The sequence below is a fragment of the Curtobacterium poinsettiae genome, assembly GCF_025677645.1.
Lineage (GTDB): Bacteria > Actinomycetota > Actinomycetes > Actinomycetales > Microbacteriaceae > Curtobacterium > Curtobacterium poinsettiae_A.
In genome coordinates this window covers 71,229-87,287 of the sequence record NZ_CP106880.1, presented here as the reverse complement: position 1 = coordinate 87,287, position 16,059 = coordinate 71,229, and the positions used below count along the sequence as shown (strand labels likewise).

Annotated in this window: 18 protein-coding genes; 11 read left to right on the top strand and 7 right to left on the bottom strand. The window is 64.8% G+C overall.

Translation table 11 applies throughout. The features are described from left to right. Window positions 1-308: 308 nt before the first annotated feature. Window positions 309-1,058 (bottom strand): YfbU family protein, encoded by a 750-nt coding sequence (locus OE229_RS17925; protein WP_259581539.1) that lies wholly within the window; start codon window positions 1,056-1,058, stop codon window positions 309-311. Window positions 1,059-1,410: 352 nt separating this feature from the next. On the opposite strand from OE229_RS17925, the gene OE229_RS17920 reads away from it, so the two are divergent. Next, window positions 1,411-1,554 carry a hypothetical protein gene (locus OE229_RS17920; protein WP_259581542.1) on the top strand — a complete coding sequence of 48 codons (144 nt, stop codon included), beginning with the start codon at window positions 1,411-1,413 and terminating at the stop codon, window positions 1,552-1,554. 16 nt (window positions 1,555-1,570) lie between these two features. Here OE229_RS17920 and OE229_RS17915 read toward each other — a convergent pair whose 3' ends face one another. Next, window positions 1,571-2,275, bottom strand: coding sequence for a restriction endonuclease (locus tag OE229_RS17915; RefSeq protein ID WP_262118660.1), 705 nt, complete (start codon window positions 2,273-2,275; stop codon window positions 1,571-1,573). A gap of 114 nt (window positions 2,276-2,389) precedes the next feature. Here OE229_RS17915 and OE229_RS17910 point away from each other — a divergent pair, with 114 nt between their 5' ends. Beyond that, window positions 2,390-4,027, top strand: a complete 1,638-nt coding sequence (locus tag OE229_RS17910) for an SIR2 family protein (protein WP_111045632.1) — start codon at window positions 2,390-2,392, stop codon at window positions 4,025-4,027. Window positions 4,028-5,136: 1,109 nt separating this feature from the next. On the opposite strand, the gene OE229_RS17905 is transcribed toward OE229_RS17910, so the two are convergent. Then, entirely contained in the window at window positions 5,137-6,081 is a 945-nt protein-coding gene (locus tag OE229_RS17905) for a helix-turn-helix transcriptional regulator (protein ID WP_259581547.1), read from the bottom strand. 467 nt (window positions 6,082-6,548) lie between these two features. On the opposite strand from OE229_RS17905, the gene OE229_RS17900 reads away from it, so the two are divergent. Next, on the top strand, window positions 6,549-6,854 hold the full coding sequence (locus OE229_RS17900) for a hypothetical protein (RefSeq protein WP_259581550.1): 306 nt from the start codon (window positions 6,549-6,551) through the stop codon (window positions 6,852-6,854). A 253-nt stretch (window positions 6,855-7,107) separates the two neighbouring features. On the opposite strand, the gene OE229_RS17895 is transcribed toward OE229_RS17900, so the two are convergent. Then, complete coding sequence (locus OE229_RS17895) at window positions 7,108-8,286, bottom strand: ice-binding family protein (RefSeq protein WP_259581552.1); 1,179 nt, start codon at window positions 8,284-8,286, stop codon at window positions 7,108-7,110. Between the two features lie 532 nt (window positions 8,287-8,818). Further along, on the bottom strand, window positions 8,819-9,382 hold the full coding sequence (locus OE229_RS18075; protein WP_308202503.1) for a histone-like nucleoid-structuring protein Lsr2: 564 nt from the start codon (window positions 9,380-9,382) through the stop codon (window positions 8,819-8,821). On the opposite strand from OE229_RS18075, the gene OE229_RS17885 reads away from it, so the two are divergent. The 8 genes from OE229_RS17885 to OE229_RS17850 all read left to right on the top strand — a co-directional run bounded on the left by OE229_RS17885 (window position 9,375) and on the right by OE229_RS17850 (window position 14,920). Next, on the top strand, window positions 9,375-10,310 hold the full coding sequence (locus tag OE229_RS17885; protein WP_259581554.1) for a PDDEXK nuclease domain-containing protein: 936 nt from the start codon (window positions 9,375-9,377) through the stop codon (window positions 10,308-10,310). The two genes, OE229_RS18075 and OE229_RS17885, sit on opposite strands and share 8 nt — an antisense overlap. A gap of 619 nt (window positions 10,311-10,929) precedes the next feature. Next, a complete protein-coding gene (locus tag OE229_RS17880) occupies window positions 10,930-11,508 on the top strand; it encodes a hypothetical protein (RefSeq protein WP_262127320.1) in 579 nt (192 codons plus the stop codon). Between the two features lie 137 nt (window positions 11,509-11,645). Continuing rightward, entirely contained in the window at window positions 11,646-11,954 is a 309-nt protein-coding gene (locus OE229_RS17875) for a Mur ligase family protein (protein ID WP_259581560.1), read from the top strand. 24 nt (window positions 11,955-11,978) lie between these two features. Then, window positions 11,979-12,593 carry a Mur ligase family protein gene (locus tag OE229_RS17870; RefSeq protein WP_262118657.1) on the top strand — a complete coding sequence of 205 codons (615 nt, stop codon included), beginning with the start codon at window positions 11,979-11,981 and terminating at the stop codon, window positions 12,591-12,593. Next, window positions 12,590-13,012 carry a glutamate ligase domain-containing protein gene (locus OE229_RS17865; RefSeq protein ID WP_262140207.1) on the top strand — a complete coding sequence of 141 codons (423 nt, stop codon included), beginning with the start codon at window positions 12,590-12,592 and terminating at the stop codon, window positions 13,010-13,012. The genes OE229_RS17870 and OE229_RS17865 overlap by 4 nt, the downstream gene beginning before the upstream one ends. Before the next feature lie 476 nt (window positions 13,013-13,488). Further along, entirely contained in the window at window positions 13,489-13,866 is a 378-nt protein-coding gene (locus OE229_RS17860; protein ID WP_214585463.1) for a hypothetical protein, read from the top strand. Continuing rightward, complete coding sequence (locus OE229_RS17855; protein WP_214585465.1) at window positions 13,863-14,636, top strand: RES family NAD+ phosphorylase; 774 nt, start codon at window positions 13,863-13,865, stop codon at window positions 14,634-14,636. The genes OE229_RS17860 and OE229_RS17855 overlap by 4 nt, the downstream gene beginning before the upstream one ends. A 38-nt stretch (window positions 14,637-14,674) precedes the next feature. Further along, on the top strand, window positions 14,675-14,920 hold the full coding sequence (locus OE229_RS17850) for a hypothetical protein (RefSeq protein WP_214585467.1): 246 nt from the start codon (window positions 14,675-14,677) through the stop codon (window positions 14,918-14,920). A gap of 181 nt (window positions 14,921-15,101) precedes the next feature. Here OE229_RS17850 and OE229_RS17845 read toward each other — a convergent pair whose 3' ends face one another. Next, window positions 15,102-15,536 carry a hypothetical protein gene (locus OE229_RS17845; RefSeq protein ID WP_262140208.1) on the bottom strand — a complete coding sequence of 145 codons (435 nt, stop codon included), beginning with the start codon at window positions 15,534-15,536 and terminating at the stop codon, window positions 15,102-15,104. Between the two features lie 31 nt (window positions 15,537-15,567). Continuing rightward, entirely contained in the window at window positions 15,568-16,059 is a 492-nt protein-coding gene (locus OE229_RS17840) for a hypothetical protein (RefSeq protein WP_262140210.1), read from the bottom strand.

Genomic DNA, 16,059 nt, shown 5'->3' with positions numbered 1-16,059 from the left:
TAGGGGTCGGAGGCGACGTGTCGGGTCAGTGGGTCGGGTACGTGCGGGTGAGCACGTTGGATCAGGGCGCAGTTCGTCAGCTCGACGGCATCGCGCTGAATCGGCGGGTGCCTGGACGCGTTCGCCCGTGGCGAGCAGGAGAAGGTCGACTTCCGGGCCTACCCGGTGCCATCCGGTGAGTGCCTGCCCCGGCACGCGTGACTGACGATCAATGACATCGACGCCGCCCTTGACGGGATGCCGGGCCCGCTCATCGCCCCCTTCCTTGACGATGTCCGGGGGCTTGAGGACAGTGCTGTCCCAACCTCTCAGCGGTTGTCGGGGTGCACCCGCTCCGCGGCGATCGCCTCGAGTTCTTCGAGGGTGAGGGGGTAGTCGCGTCCGAAGGTCGGGCGTCGACGGGAGCGCACGCGGCGGTACTCGCTCAGCATCCTCATGTAGGTGTCCAGCATCTTCTTGTGAGAGTTCCCGCCGGTTCGTCCCTTGATGAAGTCGGCCTGTTCCTCCCACCGGTCGTCATTGATCATGAACCTCGCGTACGCCGCCATCTTGCTTTCGAGCTGGTCGTTGAAGTCGAAGCCCCGGAAGGACAAGTCCTCCTCGAGGTCCTCCGGCACCGTGATTCCTTGCTGGCGGAGGATCTTGATGCTGTCACCGGTCATCCGGAAGAGTTCGAAGATGTCCATGACGCGGAGCGAATCACGAGCGCTCAGTTCGGCGGAGATTCCCGCGTACTCGGTTTCGTACTCGAGCGTGAACCCCTCTTCGAGCACCCGCGCGCGCTCGAGCTGGTACTCCTCGTCGCCGTCGGAGTCAGTCTCCGTGTCCTTGGGGAGTACGCGACCGAGGATGCGGTGCAGGAGGGACAAGATGTGCCGATCCTTCGGCGACAGCGTCTCAGGCGTGTAGCCATCCCGGGTCACTCGATTCCCGAGGTCCATGACAGCTTCACGGATGAGGGCGCGGATGAAGTCGCTAACAGTGACTCCTGCCTCGTCGGCTTGACGCTGCAGAGCGTCCCTAGTCTCGTCATCCAAACGGACTGTTGTTGTGGGCATGACCCCTCCGTATTTGCGTACGCCAGGATGACGTATCTGTATTACTGTAGCACGACCAGTCTTGGGCTAGGTCGTGGCGAGCGTCGGGGAACGTGGTGGTTCGCAGTCGGTGAGCGGGCACGTCAGCGATCGACGCTCCGCCGCCGCATCGGCACCGAGGCGCGGCGCGACCACCCGGACGCGAGTTGGACTCTGAAATCGTCCAGTCGTGAGCAGAACGTTTGGCCGCTAGGCAATCGAGCGCTACTTGCCGGGTGCCCAGTCCTGCCCGGCTCCCGCAGGGTAGACGACGCCGGCCCGTCACCCTGACGAGGGCTGGCGCCGGGAGCCCGCCGCCGGTCACGCTGAACGCATGGCGAACCTCGACCACTGCATCGTCTGCGACCGGCCTGTCCCGATCGGCACACCGGACTTCTTCGAGCAAGACGGACAACGCGCGCACCTCGGATGCGTCGTCGCCGGCATCTCCGACCTCTTCACGCCACAACGCCCATAGCGCGTACTCGTGCCAGTCAGTGCTCAACGGTGCCGGCCCCGCGGCGCGCCCGTTTGAGGTCAGCCCGTCCCACCTCCAGGTTCCGCTCCGCCGACTCCCGCAGTAGCTGCATTGCCTCCGCGAACGTGGCGAAGTCAGCGAGCGTCTCGTCGCGTTCGATCGCAGTCGCCCACTGCGTGGTCTCGCGTGTGAACACGTCGAGCAGCCGACGGGAGCGGGCGACGAACTCGGTCAGCCACCGGATCACCAGATCGGCGGGTGTTGCAGCCTCACGTAACTGGTTCCCGACCGAGTTCGCCAACGTGTTCGCTCCATCGAGCGCGGCTTTGGCCTCTTGCATTGCCACCTCCCCGGCTTCCATTAGCGCACGTGCCCTCTCGGGATCGGCCCCGTGCTCGAGCCGCTCGGCATGCGCGTTGGCGCCGTTTGCCTCGCCGGTAGTAGCGAACGTGAACAGTGCAACGCCGGACCGGTCCGCAGCCGCCACCGCCTGCGCGCTGTAGCCGCCGCTGGCGTAGAACACCGCATGCCCGATCCCGTGCGCCGCACCCCGAAGACGCTGTACGTCCGGCGACCCGACCGGCACCGCCAGGTGCTTCACCTGCGCGACCGCGTCTGTCGCGATGATGATGTCGATTCCGCCGTCTGCTCCGGCAGTCGTTCGTCGAGCGTCGGTAAATCCCATCGCCCGCATATGGCCGGCAGCGAGCTCCTCCGCCATCTGCCAGGTGAAGATGACCCGCAGGGTTCGTGCCGCGGAGGGTGGAAGCACTGAGGCAAGATGAGGTCGCGGTGGTCGCAGCCGTGTCGCTGACGCAAGAACGGGGTCCCACTCATGGAGGAGAACATCGACAGCCGACTAGGTAGTGCCGACAACACCGAACGTACTGCGGTGCTGCTGGGGGCGGGTGCCTCGAAAGACGCCGGACTTCCCCTCACCTCGGAACTTGCGGGCGCGATCGTTGACAAGGCGAATGAGGCTGGACATGGTCCTTCGCGAGGAAGACCGGACTGGGTTCGTGCGATTAATGCGGTCTACGCAGGCATGGTGGGGTATCAGGGTGCACGCGGAGAGAATCCGCGGTCCGCCGTTAATATTGAAACCTTAATATCTGCGGTTCGGTTGCTCCGTGATCGCGAGAATCACGAAGTGGCACCGTTTGTTGCGAGTTGGTCGGCGGCGCTCAGCAACTTTGGTTCATCTAATCTCCCGACTCAATCGGGTAAAGCCATCTTAGACTCGGTCGGGAAGGCCTTGAGTTCGCGAATTGGATTCGAAGACCGAAACATCACCGAGGCTGTCGCTAGAATTGCTCGGGCGGCACTTCGCCCCGATCTTAAGGAGCCCTTCGAGCGGGCCGAGGAATTTATCCTCGCATCTCTAGTTGAACTGCTCGGTGCCCACGGAGACGTCTCCTACTTCGCTCCACTCCTTCAGCTAGCGCGGGAGCAGGTTGGGGGGGTCGATGTGATCACCCTGAACTATGACCTTACTGTAGAAACAGCTGCCGCAAACGAAAACATCTCTGTTAATCGCGGCGTCGAGGGGTGGCGCCCAGGCGAGTATCTCCAGTTCCTGCCAGTCGACGGCCAATTGAATCTCATGAAGCTTCACGGATCGTTGGACTGGCAACCATCGGTTTCCCCAGATGCACCTCACTCGCAGCTCTCACCACGCGGGATTCGTGTTGTCCCGCCCGAGGCATCTCCAGAGACGTGGGGGCATCAGCGCCGCGACCTGCCCTGGATTGTGGTTGGTGATCGGGAGAAGCTGGCAACCGACGGGCCAACACTTGTTCTCAATTTCGCTGCACGATCAGCGTTGCTCCGTGCCACGCATCTCGCTGTGGCGGGCTACTCCTTCAGCGATGTGCATATCAATGCGATGATCCGCGATTGGTTGGGTGGGGACTCGGCGCGCACGATGTCAATCCTCGATCCCCATTGGCCTCGGCAGCGTTTCTACGACACGAGTGAGGACTTCCGGTCCGCGCTGATGGCTGAGTATGGGAGACGATTCGACGGCCGAGGGCGTGGCATTTTGGCTCGAGTGCAGCCCGTTGAAGGGACCACTGGGGATCGACTTGGTGAGTTGCTTAGTTCACGGCCGAGTCTCGCGCCAGACCCCATCGTGACCGTTGCTGTCACACAAAATGAGGATTCCGTTCGATTTGACGTGACGTGGCTAGGACTGGCCCTCACCGAAGTTAGCCTGACGGTAAGGCCGCTGACTGAACCAGGCTCTAACTATGGATTCTCTGCAACTACGCCCCTTTTTGATGCGCTACCGATCCCAGCCGAGACGTCTTCTCGTGGGCTATGGGGTTCTGGAATGTCGCGGGAGTTCTGGGGGACGGGTGTCACGGTGACTGTCTACGCTCCTCCGGAGACGGTTTTACCCGTGGAGCTAGATATCGACGGCTCAACGATTGCCGGTGTGGAAGGATGGCGCGGAACGGTAGGGGCGGCCTAACCGAAAACAGACAGACTGGCTTTGGCATGCTGACATAAGAGCGCCGTATTGGCGCGATCGAGAAGAGTCGGCCACCTCGAGGGTGACTGGCTGTTTAGCGTGGGGAGCGGCGTAGCACGCGTAGGGGATGGCTTGGCCGAGACGACCTCGGGAGGAGACCTTCGGGGGTGGTCGCGTTCTCCCGCGGATCTTCGTGAAGTCGTCCGAGCCCCGAGCCCCGAGCCCCGAGCCCCGAGCCCCGAGGTCCCGAGGTCCCGAGCTCTTGATCGCTGATACCGCGCTCGGAGGGTCCAATGTGGCCAGGAGTCCGAGTGCCGACGTCGTCCGATGTGGCAGCTGGCTGCACCTCTGGGGCGAGGGGGCAGTCCGTGACGCCGTCGGTCGGCCAGTATGGATGGGCCACCCGACGAGAGGACGTTCGTGAGCCGCCATCGAGCCGATCGCTTGCGGAACGCACCGATGACGGCTGCGGACCGTAGGTAGGTTCGCGGTGTCGTCCGCTTCGTCGGCGCGATGGGTGTTCTCGTCTTCCTCGTCGTGGTCATCTTCGTCGCTCCGACCGTCCTGAGTTCGTACGACCTCGATCACCGACTGACGCTTCGCTGCCACGTCACGTCGGTAGAGGGGACCACTACCGCGGCGTCGGCGGCCCGAATCCGCGGGTCATCGTGACCTCCGCTGACTGCGGGAAACTCATCCTTCGCGAAGGCGTGACGCAGCGGAACTACCAGACGATCGCTGGCCGCATCAAGGCCCCGGGGGAGTACTCGATCGAGGTCGGTGCCGGGACGTGGAAGGTTCGTGGGCTGCTGCACACCATCCGCCGGAGTCCTTCAGCTTTCGGAGTCGAGCCAGCGTCCTGACGGACGAGTCACCAGTAGGGCCGGACGGAGCTGCAGAAGGCACGTGGGCCAGTCCATCCGCAACGCAGCGGTTTCGACCTACGGCGAGCTCGATGCCGTGGACACTGCCGCTGACCAGGGCAGCGATCGCTTGCGTCAGCACCTTCTCGCCTACCGCACGAGCGCTCGACGTTTCACTATCATCCAACGGCAGAATACAGACACGGCTTGCCCGTGGTCCCGACCCAACTCGCGGCGGCCGCGGGGTCAGTGGTGTCGTTGGCGGAGTGTTTGGCTTGGCGGTTCGCCGAAGCGGTCGGCGTAGGTTCGTGCGAATCGGCCGAGGTGGTGAAACTGCCATTTCCGGGCGATGTCCGCGACGGTTGTCGCGGCGTCGTCTTCGAGGTCGCTTCGGGCGCCATCGAGACGCACGTTCCGCAGATATTGCATCGGCGTGAGCCGATAGGTGCGGGCGAAGGCGCTTTGTAGACCGCGCATGCTCATGCCGGAGGCGGCTACGAGATCTTGCAGCGAGAGGGCGGTGTGCGCTTCGCGGTGGATCAGTTCCACGGCGCGGGCGAGTGGTGTGGTTGCGCCATTCGGTGCGACTCGCACGCGGAAGGTGTCGAGGACGGCGTCCGCGATCCGTGTGTTCAGTGCCGCCCGTGGGTCGCCCTCGACTGCACCGTTGATCAGTTCGGGTGTGCTCTGGTGGAGCGTTTCTCGCAGCCGACGCAGCGCGTCGGGGTCGGTGTGTTGTTCGTCGAAGAGGAGCGGGCTGCGCAGGTAGATGCCGCGGCTGCTGAGACGTCGGCGGAGTAGCTGGTCGGACAGGTGCAGCATCGATATCTTGCGGGTGTCGGCGGCGAAGTCGTAGACGATGCTGCTTGAGAGGAACATCGGCCGGCCCGGAATGGCGGTGATGGTGTCGCCGGCTTCAGTGGTGATGGTCGCGGTGCCGTCCGCAATCCAGAAGACGATGTGTTCGGGACGCGGCCGCATGCGACCCGTCCGGGTGCCATCAACGACGGCCCCGCGCATTGACACGTCCGCGTCGCCGGCGCTGACGTACTGGAATTGGTCGAGGGAACCTTCGACACCGTCCGCGAGGCCGTACGTTTCCTCGAGTTCGGCACCACGGTGTTCACTGACCGCCACCACTCGCATCTTCCGGAACGTGGGCGGCCGCTCCGGGAGCGGCGTCGCCGTCACCGAAACATCGTGACATCGCATGGGTCGAACCCCAAGTCCAGGGCCGGCATGCGCTGCGGCTTGCGGATAGGTCGGTGGAACCAGAATCGGGACCTGGCTGCCTCTGTCGGTACGACCTGTTCGTGCTCGACACTGGCACTCTTTGAGAGCCCCGGCGTTGGGCCAGATGTTGGCTTCCTGATCCTCCTCATGGTCCTGCTCTCCGGATGCTCTGCCACCTGCCCGGTCGGGAGTCGACCGTCGCCCGCGTTCGGGCTCGCGTCGATGAGCTATCCACCCAGGCGCATCGCAGCCAGACCGTCGGTTGCGGTGTTGGTGCGGCAGGGCACGAGGCTCAGCTTCTCGGACGTTGTGCGCTGCTGCGGTATCCGAATCTCGCGCACCTTGGTTCGATGGGAAGCCCGGGATCGCGACCGTCTCAACTCGGAACCGAGATAGGTCTCGACCCGGCACCGTATTGGAGGGTGATGAAACAGATCGGCTACGGGTCGGCGACGATCCTCGTCAGCGATGCGGCGGCGTCGGCGGTGCTGCATTACGCGGCGATCCTCGCCCAGACCGGCGGGGGAGACGTCGTTGACATCCCCACCTCTGACGATGATGGCGTAGCCGCGAATGCGACCGTGGTGCTTGGGCCGGGTATCCCCGTTATGGCGACTAACGCTCCCGACGACGTTCTGGAAAGCGAAGACCAGGACTTCGTCGACGAGCTCACCGGCCGGGTTGCGGTGGCGCTTGCCGGTGTTCCGATGGGACGTCCGCAGCGCGGGTAAGGTCGCTCCAGGGCGGCGCTGACTCGATGCCCTCTCCAGTCTGTAATGGGAAGTGTCGCTGCCGCTGTTGGTCCGGTCCCCGGCGCTGGCCGACTCTGCGCACGCAAACGGCACCTCGTCGACTGCGTCGACCCGGCCAGTTCGATCGTCCCGGTCATGTGGCGCAGTGGGAGCGGCGGGCGCGTCTGGGATGCCGACAGCACGCAGACGGCCCCGCGACCAGGGTCGCGGGGCCGTCGATCGTGCGGGTCGATCAGATGCGGCCGACGGTGCGGCGACGACGACGCAGCAGGACCATGAGCGTTGCACCCGCGGCGAGCAGCGCGGCGGCGATGCTCAGCGGGACGGTCGGGTCCGAGCCGGTGAACGCGAGCTCACCGGTGGGCTGGTCGGTTCCGCCGCCACCGCCACCGCCACCGCCTGCTGGGCCGCTCGGGGTTGCGGTGGGCACCACTGCGGGTGCCGTCGGGGTGGGTGTCGCGGTGGGCACCGGTGCCGGGGCACGGACCGTGATGGTGACCGTCTCGGTGTCGTCCGGGCTGGTGCCATTCGACGCCGTGATCGTCACGGTCGAGGTGCCCGGGGTTGTCGGGGTGCCGGAGATGACGCCGGTGGTGCTGTCGATCGTCAGGCCGTCGGGCAGGCCCGTGGCGGTGAACGTCGGGTTCGGGGTACCGGTCGCGGTGACGGTGGACGAGTAGGGCACGTCCACGGTGCCGTCGGACGGGTTGCCCGAGGTGATGGTCGGCGACTCGGACGGCGTGCCCGGTGCGGGGCAGCCGTTGGAGGCCGTGATCGTGTTCGTGTCGAGGGTCACGGCGCCGGTGCGGGCCAGCAGGCGGCCCTGCACGGTCGCGCCGGTGGTGGCGGTCACGGACTGCTGCGCCAGGACGGTGCCCTGGAACTGGGCGCCGGTGCCGACGGTGGCGGAGCTGCCGACCTGCCAGAACACGTTGCACGAGCTGGCGCCGCCGGTGATCACGATCTGGCTGGCGGACCCGATGGTCAGGGTCGACGCGGCCTGGAACACCCACACGGAGTTCGCGCTGCCGGCGAGGGTCAGCGCACCGTTGTTCGCCAGGGCGAGGGCGCCGCCGGAGTACACGCCGGGTGAGAGCGAGAGGCCGTTCAGCTCGGTGAGACCGGTCTGGGTCGGGGAGAGCGACGCGGCGACGTTGTACGCGGTGGTGGTGTCGCGCTGGGCCTGTGCGGCCGCGGCGTCGGTCTGGTGCGTGGTGCCGTTGACGACGCCGTTCGGTGCGCCGCCGAAGCCGGTGATGGACGTGCCCGGCGACAACCCGAGGTCGCCGTTGATCACGGAGGGGCCGGTGTTCGTGACCGCGCTCGCGCCGAGGACGCCGTAGGTCGATGCGGTTCCGAGGTTGACCGGACCGTCGATGACCGTCGCGGCGGATGCTGCAGAGGTGGTCATGAGCGCCATTGCGGCAGCGAGCCCGACACCGGTGAATGCGATCAGAGCGGGGCGAAGAAAACGGGACGTGGCCATGCTTGGCACCTGCCTAGGACGGAGAACCACGGTGCGCGCATCGGCGACGGGCGCGTGATCTCCGGTCAGCGAAGTATGCGCGCGATCACGTCTCGTCGCAGCAATCCGTGCAGAACCGGTAGTGATTCTGGCCGAAAGCGACGGGAACTGGCCAGCCCCAGGGCCGTGGGTGTCGCGCTCAACCCGAGAGAGGGACACCCACGCGTCGACTGCGGTACCCAAACCTTCGCCGACTTGGTTGACGCTTCTGCTGTATCAACGTCCTTGAGTTCTACGCGCCGGAACGCCATTCACCTAGCCGCCGAGACGGATTGCCAGGTTCGGTGCACATCAGGGTGCTGCAGACGATGCACCTGTTGGCAGAACTGGGAACGGCCGGACCGTCAGTGTCGTGACGGTCCGGCCGGAGCCCCTGTGATAGCGCTCGCATGGAGCGTATCCGGGTGGTGGGGTGGTGTCAGTGGGCGGCGTCGTATGCGTCGCGGACGGCCTGGCTGATGCGGCCGCGGGAGGACACTTCGTGGCCGTTCGCGTTCGCCCACTCGCGGATCTTCGCGAGCTCTTCCGAGTTGCCCCGCTTCGGTGCGCTGCTGGTGCTGGTGCTGGTGCGGCCGGAGCGGCCGGTGACCTTGCGGGCGGCGGCGATGTAGTCGGAGAACGCTTCGCGGAGCGCGTCGGCGTTGTCGTCGGTGAGGTCGATTTCGTAGTGTGCGCCATCGAAGCCGAAGGTGATGGTGCGGCCGTGTCCGTCTTCGATGGTGTCGCCGGTGAGGTCGTCGACGAGGTGCGTGGTGACTTTCTGCGCCATGGTGAGGTCGCCTTTCGCTCGGGGATCGCCTCCACCTTGGCATAGCTGATTCCGTAGCACGTTGCGTTCGTTCTTCTTCGGATCGGTCAGTCGGGCAGACTGGGCGGTGATGTCTGATTCGTCGCCAGCCGTATCTGGGTATGCCGCTGCTCTTGTCGAGTTGAAACGGCAGGTGCGGGCTGCCCGGTTCACGGCGCAGCGCCGCGTGAACACGGAACTGATTCGTCTCTACTGGGGGATCGGCGAGACGATCTTGCAGCGCCAGGGTGATGAGGGGTGGGGGAGCAACGTCATCGGCCGGCTCGCAACGGACCTGCGCGCTGAGTTCCCGGAGATGAAGGGGCTCTCCCGCGCGAACCTGTTCTACATGCGCCGGTTCGCGGGGGAGTGGGCGGCGGACGCAGTTGTCCAACAGCCTGTTGGACAATTGCCGTGGGGGCACATCACCGTCCTCCTTGACCGACTCGATGACCATGAGCTCCGCGACTGGTACGCCGGCCAGGCGGCCGCGCACGGGTGGTCGCGGAATGTGCTCGAGCACCAGATCCGCTCCGACGCGCACACGCGGCTGCAGGCGGCGCCGACGAACTTCGCCGAGGTGCTGCCACCGGGGGAGTCGGATCTGGCGCAGCAGATCACGAAGGACCCGTACGTGCTGGATTTCCTTGCCCTCGACGGGGACGCGAAGGAACGCCACCTCGAGCAGGCACTCGTCGACCGGATCATCGACACCCTCCGCGAGCTCGGCGAGGGGTTCGCGTTCGTGGGCCGGCAGGTGCACTTCGATGTCGACGGCGATGACTTCTACGTCGACCTGCTCTTCTTCCACGTCGAGCAGCTCCGGTACGTGGTCATCGAGCTCAAGACCGGGAAGTTCAAACCCGAGTACCTCGGACAGCTCGGGTTCTACGTCGCCCTCGTCGACGACCAGCTCCGCCGGCCCCAGCACGCTGACACCGTCGGACTGCTGTTGGTCGCGGACAAAAACGACGCCGTCGTCCGGTACTCCCTCGCGGGGCAGCAGACCCCGATCGGTGTCGCCAGCTACGACCTCCTCCCACCAGCGGTCCGCGCTGCGCTGCCCTCGGAAGCCGACCTCGCAGCCGCACTGGCGACGGAGACCGACACCCTCGAGCCCTGACCGAGGGTGTGGACACCAGAAGCCTCTCACTGTGTCTCACCGGGGGAACCGTTGCCGGGCAGATCGCCGGGCGGGTCTGTTGCGACACCGAGATCCGCGGATCCTGGCGGGCTCACGAACCGGCCGGGTCTTGTGCGGTAGCCGATTGGCTATCGGGCGATGCCACGCCGTGTGCAGATCGGGTTTTCACTGGTATCTGCTTAGTCGGCCCTACAGCAGTCCCGCAGCGCCGAGCCTGCGTCTCACGATGAATGTCCGCTGTTGCAAAGGATCACAGCACGTTGATGCCGGACTCGCATTGATCTCAGCCTCCGCCCGGTTCCCGACCCACACCACCCTCGTGCATGTGCGTGCTCTCAGCCCACTCGGGGAATCCAATCAGCTTCCTCGTCGCGCTAACTCATATAGTTGTTCGCCAGACGTTCGTCTAGCTGAATGAATCGGCCTCTCGTCTCGTCGTGTCGGAGGAGGGTATTGCCGAACCTCGCACCAACACTTGCAGGGTTACGTCCCCAATATGAAAGCGGTTGGCAACATGATCACTCGCGCTCGTACCATTACGACGCGGCGATTACTCGCAATTGTCGTATTTGCATCAATCTCGACACTTACTGGCCTGGTGGCAGCCCCCGCCCATGCGCTCGACCAGAATGCCGTTACGCGTGCCCGTTCCGGTTCCGTTCTTGAACCGGGCGCGAGCAATTATCGACCAATGGAGGAAGACCAAGCAGACGGCACTTCGCACGCCTGGAGCTATTGGTATACCTTCCCGATTGGGCACGCAAAGCCGTCGCAGATATGGAATCGACTGCAAACGTGTTTCAGCTGCGAGATCCCGGTAACGGGTGCGCCGAGGCAGTTCCCGATGGTCGGCGATAATGTCCCTTTTACCCTGAATCGATTCGGCGATGATGTCGCCAGGTTAGACACCGTCTATAACTATACGGACCCTGCGTCGCAAAATGGCCCCAACTCGGGGATGATTTTCACTGCTACCGAGGGGAACATCGGCGGTGCCGGCTCTGTTCTCAATATTGACTTCTCGGTGCGGGCGACCGACGGTGAAACAGTCATGATTGTTGCCGCGAACGTCGTGAATGACTTCGGCTCATCAGGCCGACGGGACGCTTACTCGAGTTTCGAGCGTCAGCAGTGGGCTCGCGTTGCGGCTAATATCCAACGTAATTCCTCGGAATAGTGAATTCGGTAGATGTCTCCGCTGGGGCGTGTTCCGAGTAATCGGTTCGATGGTCAATGCCCGCTCGCTGGAAGGAAAATCAGTGAATCAATCATCCGACACATCGGTATCCGCGAGCGGTGCCGCTGAGAGTGCCCGTGTCGAAGCGGAAGAGTGCCCGTGTCGAAGCGGAACTGCGCCGGCGGATCGGCGAGCAAGCGCCAGAGGTGCGCCTTGATGGAACTCGTCGGGCGGTGACATTGCTCGGGCGTCCCCACCGCGCAGCGCCCGTCATCCATATCACCGGCACGAATGGAAAGACGTCGACCAGCCGCATGATCGAGAGCCTGTTGCGGGCGGAGGGTCGCCGTACCGGGCTCATGACCAGCCCACACCTCGTGAACCTGAACGAGCGCGTGTGCCTCGACGGTGAACCGATCGACGAAGTTCTCTTCGGAGCTGTCTGAGACGACATGCAACCGAGCTTTGCCATGTCGATGCCGAACTCAAGGCAGAGGGGGCGCCAGCCACTGACCTTATTCGAGGCTTTCACGGTGCTGACCTTTGCCTGTTTCGCGAAGGCTGATATGGACGTCGTTGTCCTCGAGGTGGGCATGGGTGGTGAGTGGGACTGCACGAACGTCGCCGACGGGCAGGTTGCAGTCATCGCGCCAATCGACCTCGACCACACCCAGTTCCTCGGCCCGACCATCGAGGCAATCGCCAAGAACAAAACTGGCATCATCAAAGCCGATGCGTTCGTGGTCAGCAGCGAACAGGTGCGCGAGGCGCGTGCTCCGATTGAGGAAGCGGTCCAGCGGACTCACTCCACCGTCGCCTTCGACGGTGAGGACTTCGGCGTCGATTCTGTGCAGCCCACCCAGACTGGGCAGCGCGTGACGCTCCGCGGGATTGCCGGCACGTACGAAAACATCGACCTGCCGCTTCTCGGCGTCCACCAGGCGCACAACGCAGCCCTCGCCGTGGCCGCCGTCGAGGCGTTCCCAACTGCAGGCAAAGCGCCGCTGCCCCGGGACGTGGTGGCACGCGGGATCGGAGAGGCGCAAGCCCGGGCCGGATGCAGATTGTCTCTCGCGATCCCGTGATTATCCTTGATGCTGCCCACAATCCGCACGGTGCTCGTAGTCTTGCCAGCACGCTCGCCGACCTCGCGCAAGGGCACGTCGTAATCGCCGTGCTCGGCGTCCTGGCCGACGAGGATGCTGCAGGCATCGTCAACGCACTCTCCACCGCAGTCGACCATTTCATCATCACAGCGAGCCATCCCGATCGAGCGGTCCCGCCGGCGAAGCTCGCCAACCTCGTCAGCGAGGTCGTCGGCAAGGACCGGGTGACCGTGGCCCCCGACACGTCAGACGCGCTGACACAAGCACGGCGTCAACTCGAACAAGCATCGAGTCGCAACGACGGACTCATTGTCGTCACAGGATCGATCACGCTCATCGGGGAGGCCCTCGACATCCTTGATCCCGCGGCACGCCTGTCCACGAACGACGGCTCCTGATGGACCCTGCGCTGACAGCTATTCTCAGGCCCGCAGGAGCCGGTACTTCGGTCATTCCCTCACGGCCAGCAGTATTCCGGCACCAGGACCAGCCGCTCTCTGGATCGTCGTCGAGAACGTCGACATGTTCGCCTGATTTTGCGGGGAGCTCGGTGGTGTCGTACTTGCCGCGGACGAGGCCCACCGAGCTGTCGATGTCGATGCTGATGCTGATGTGACGTGCGGGCACCCACCCCGTTCCCTGTGATGCCGTCACGAACACGAACACGAACACGAACACGAAGACAGACCACTCCGTGTCCCGCTCCCCAACCTGCACGGCCGCCGGCGCCAAGGGCTCCTTGCGGTGACTGGGTGGCGTATAGGCCTCTGCAACAGGCTGTTGCAGAACTGCTCGCCGGGGTGTGGGGGAAGCCCGTCGGGAGTAATGCGACGCTCCCCTGGCACGAGAGGGCGAAGGGTGTAAAACTGGTGGCATGACGGTATCAACCGAGGTGCAGCACGGTCGAGTCACGCGGCTTGACATCCATGAGCTCGTCCGCGAGCTCAATGGTGCGCTCGGTCCGACACTGGTCGCGGCTGCGACGGGAAGCAAGGACCGTAAGCTTCCCATCAAATGGGCCAATGACGATGGGCCCCGTCCCGGCCCCGACTTCGAACGCCGTCTGCGCCTGATGTCGAGGACGTGGGGTGTCGTCGCCGAGCACGAAGGAGCCCACGTCGCTCGGGCCTGGTTCATCGGCGCGAACCCCTTCCTCGGGGAGCGCACGCCCTTGACCGCGATCCGCGACGACGATGCCGCTCAGCTCGGCCGTGCCGCGCAGGCCTTCATCGACGGCACTGACGACGCGTGACCGTCCGTGCACCGCGGACATGCACCGCGACCGGACTTCGGTTGCTTCCATGCACTGGTGACATCGGGCACCGCATTGCGAAGAACACCTACGCCCCGATATCCGCGCCGACTCGCCACGACACCGGCGACAACCACACTGAGCGCTCCAGCTGGGGCCGCTATGACGCAGTGGGCACCGAAACGCTCTACACCGCGGGCTCCCGCGCGGGTGCGCTGGCCGAGGTCCTCTCGAGCTTCAAGCTGCCGCTCGGGACCGGCAGCGCGCTCGAGGTCGACGCTCGAGCGTTAGGACTCACGCTCGAAGAGTTCCTCGTCGACGTCGCGGCTGACTGGGAGGAGCGATCCTTCATGCAGACCGGAGCGCTGCCCCGATCCTGGCGAGACGACCGCGCCGCATTGCTGATCCGCCAGCCGGCGGCGGGCTGGCTGGTCGACGTCGAGCATCCCGACTCGATCAGCGCACTCGAGCCGATTCTCACAACGCACCTTCTTGTCGGCGGTTACGCCACCTTCACGACCGCCGCGCTGCGCAGCGATGATCGAGCCCTCACCACCGCCATCGCCGACATCGTCCACGACGCCAGCCTCGATGATGGCTCCCAGCCGATGGGCATCCACTTCGGAAGCAAGTTCGGCGGCTCGTGGTGCCGAGCGTTCTGGCTCGACCGTGCCTCAGGCGACCTCACGGTCACCGGCACCGCGCCGATCACGCTCGACAACCCCGACTTCCTCACCGCGACCCGCCGCTTCGGCATCCGCGCGTTCTAGAACTGCCGGCGCCGGCGTCCTCGACGCCCGATTCGGACGTGCCAAAGTGGCTCACCTTCGAGCCGAAGCCCACGCGCCAGCGCCGCGACCAACTCGACTGGATTGAGGCCAAGCGCAAGGAACTCAATGCGCTCCGCGGGCGAGCAGGGGAGCGGCTCACCGACAACACGTTGATCCGCGTCGCAATCGATCTTCTGATCGTGAACGGCGAGCGACTGCAGGGCACCACCGAGGCCGAGCTGCGCGCGTCGCTGGGTATCAACGACGACGCGCTGCCCGAGTGAGTTTGGAGCCCGAGTGAGTTTGGAGCTTGTAACTTCTAACTCCAAACCTCAAGCGTGGTAGCGCCTCGCTCGCCTGCGAGCTGTTGAACTTCGCTGCACTGCGGCTGTCGGAGTTGCGTTCGTCCTTCAACGCGGTCGGCGCCGCTGGAATGCCGAAAGGTCTTGTGTCTCCGGCTTCCAGTCAGCCGGTCGCGACTCGAACTCGGTCAGGGATAGGGGGGGGGCTGGGATCGTCGCCTTGCACAAAGGCCATCAACGCTTTCTCACGCATGAACACCGCTTCGCGCGCACGTGTTGTGGACACCCCGCTGTGCGCGGCGACCGCCACCAGCAGTACCCGTGCCGACGCGAGCACCGCGAACGTCGGCATGCCGAACCGCTCCACTTCGCTCGACAGCCTCTCGTCCGTGAGTCCGTCCAACACGCTCGGCAGGAACCACGCCTTTGAGTGCGTGCCACCGCTCCCCATGTTCCAGTGGTGCGCGTCGGCTTTGAGGTAGCGCTTGGCGGCGTCGGTGGCGTTGAACATGACGTTCTCGCGGTGGCCGTCGTAAGCGAGCGACGGTGTGGACCCCTTGTGGAGCGGCGTGAGCTCGACGCCGTACCTCACGAGCATGGAGCGGAAGCCTTCGACGCCCTCGTGAATCTCAGCGGCACGGTGACCGATGATCGAACGAGGGAATGCCGCGGAGTTGCGTTCCGACCCTATCGAAGGCATCGAGCTGCCGAGCGAGGATTCGGAGCATGGTGCGCGCCGGGGCGGCGTCGGCATTATGCACGTAGCAAAGCGTCAGAACGGCCTCGATCAGCGCACGCTGGAGCGTCACGAGCGACGTCGACGCCACGCCGGCTTCCATGATCAGCTGCATCGCGTGCGCGTGCGCGTGCGCGTGCGCGTGCTCGTCGATCGCGGTCAGGAGACGTGTGGCGTCTTCCAGCGACTCGTCGGCCATGAACCGGAAGAATCCCGCGATATCCGCTTCGTCGATGCCGGCGACCCAGTGGATGAGCCGGCCACGGCCGGACGAGTCCTCGCCTTCGTCGCGACGCTCCACGGCTTCGACAATGGCTGCGGCGACGTCTTCTCGAGTGCGTTTGAGTAGCCGGGCACAGTAGGTCGCTGGCGTAACGGCGCTCAT

Excerpts from the sequence above, each read along its gene's own strand:
- OE229_RS17925 (WP_259581539.1), bottom strand. The coding sequence starts at position 1,058 with ATGCCCACAACAACAGTCCGTTTGGATGACGAGACTAGGGACGCTCTG.
- OE229_RS17920 (WP_259581542.1), top strand. The coding sequence starts at position 1,411 with ATGGCGAACCTCGACCACTGCATCGTCTGCGACCGGCCTGTCCCGATC.
- OE229_RS17915 (WP_262118660.1), bottom strand. The coding sequence starts at position 2,275 with ATGGCGGAGGAGCTCGCTGCCGGCCATATGCGGGCGATGGGATTTACC.
- OE229_RS17910 (WP_111045632.1), top strand. The coding sequence starts at position 2,390 with ATGGAGGAGAACATCGACAGCCGACTAGGTAGTGCCGACAACACCGAA.
- OE229_RS17900 (WP_259581550.1), top strand. The coding sequence starts at position 6,549 with ATGAAACAGATCGGCTACGGGTCGGCGACGATCCTCGTCAGCGATGCG.
- OE229_RS17895 (WP_259581552.1), bottom strand. The coding sequence starts at position 8,286 with ATGACCACCTCTGCAGCATCCGCCGCGACGGTCATCGACGGTCCGGTC.
- OE229_RS17870 (WP_262118657.1), top strand. The coding sequence starts at position 11,979 with ATGTCGATGCCGAACTCAAGGCAGAGGGGGCGCCAGCCACTGACCTTA.
- OE229_RS17860 (WP_214585463.1), top strand. The coding sequence starts at position 13,489 with ATGACGGTATCAACCGAGGTGCAGCACGGTCGAGTCACGCGGCTTGAC.
- OE229_RS17845 (WP_262140208.1), bottom strand. The coding sequence starts at position 15,536 with ATGCTCGTGAGGTACGGCGTCGAGCTCACGCCGCTCCACAAGGGGTCC.
- OE229_RS17840 (WP_262140210.1), bottom strand. The coding sequence starts at position 16,059 with ATGAGCGCCGTTACGCCAGCGACCTACTGTGCCCGGCTACTCAAACGC.